This window comes from Pseudonocardia nigra, assembly GCF_019396355.1.
GTDB classification, from domain to species: domain Bacteria; phylum Actinomycetota; class Actinomycetes; order Mycobacteriales; family Pseudonocardiaceae; genus Pseudonocardia; species Pseudonocardia nigra.
The window spans coordinates 1-1180 of the sequence record NZ_JAHKRK010000481.1; the positions used below are offsets into that span (position 1 = coordinate 1).

Genomic DNA, 1180 nt, shown 5'->3' on the forward strand with positions numbered 1-1180 from the left:
GTGTGGTGGTCGGGTCACGGTTCGGGGCGCAGCCGGGCGCGGGTCGGGCGCAGCTCGACCGGGCCCGCGAGGGCCGTCGGGCCGGTGGCGCCGGCCGCCTTGCGGCCGGGCGCGTTCTCGGCGCGGGTGACGATGAGGTCGGCGGGGGTGACCTCGAGCAGGTCGCAGAGCGCGGCGAGGACGGGCAACGAGAGTCGTTCGGGGGTGCCGGTGACGAGCCGGTGGATCTGGGAGGCCGACAGCGTGATGCCGCGTTCGGCGAGCAGCGGCGCGAGGTGGGTGGTGGTGAACAGCCCGCGGGTGGCCACGATCTCGCGTAGCCGCCACTGGTAGCTGATCTCGCGTCGACGGTTCATCGGCTGCCTCCTCCTGGTCGCGACCCGAGGGCCGCTGCGGTCGCGCTCGCGGCTGTGGTGGTGGCCTGGGTGAGGGTGGCATCGAGCGCGCGGCGCAGGGTGCGGGTGCGGAAGTCCGAGGACACGCAGGTGTAGATCGCGGTGGTGGAGGCGTGCTCGTGCCCGACCTGGTGCTGGACGAACAGCGGGTCCCAGCCGGCTTCGATCAGGTGGGTGACGTAGGAGCGGCGCAGCGAGTGGAAGTCCAGGCCTGTGCCCAGGCCCAGCGTGGTGCGGATGGTGGCGAAGCGTGCGTCGATCTGCGCCAACCCGACCCGCGGCGCTCGCTCCGAGGGCCAGAGCGCCCGGTTCGACTCGCCGGCCAGCAGCGGCCGGATCTCGGTGGTCCACTCGGTGAGGGCGTCGGTGACCCACGGCCAGACGGTCAGCACGCTGCGCCGTTTCGGGGCGGAGCCCTTCATCGCTTTGCCGTGCCGGACGTAGCAGACCCCGTGGTCGCCGAATTCGGGAGCGTGCGGGTTGGTGCCGAAGTCGGCGACGTCGAGCATGCGGGTTTCGTTGCGCCGCAACCCGTACCCGTAGGCGATCTTGAACAGGGTGGCGTCGCGGAACGCCGGCAACCAGCCCTTCCGGCCGGCCGCGCGGATCCTCGCGACTTGGCCGTCGGCGTGGTCGAAGAACGCCTGCAGCTCATCCAGGGTGAACGCCCGCTTGATCGGGTCGCCCTCGGCCTGCTGGACGTGCACCGCGGTGTTCCACTCGTGCACCACCTGGACCGGGTGGGTGCCGAACCGGGTCTCGCACTCGCCGGGCCAGCCGTAGGC

The 1180-nt window shown here is 72.3% G+C and carries 2 protein-coding genes; both read right to left on the reverse strand.

From position 1 onward, the window contains the following. Nucleotides 1-14 precede the first annotated feature (14 nt). Nucleotides 15-356 (reverse strand): helix-turn-helix domain-containing protein, encoded by a 342-nt coding sequence (locus tag KME75_RS41740; RefSeq protein ID WP_219420527.1) that lies wholly within the window; start codon nucleotides 354-356, stop codon nucleotides 15-17. After that, the coding region (locus KME75_RS41745) for a tyrosine-type recombinase/integrase (RefSeq protein ID WP_219420529.1) at nucleotides 353-1180 on the reverse strand (828 nt) is incomplete at its 5' end. The genes KME75_RS41745 and KME75_RS41740, both read right to left, overlap by 4 nt.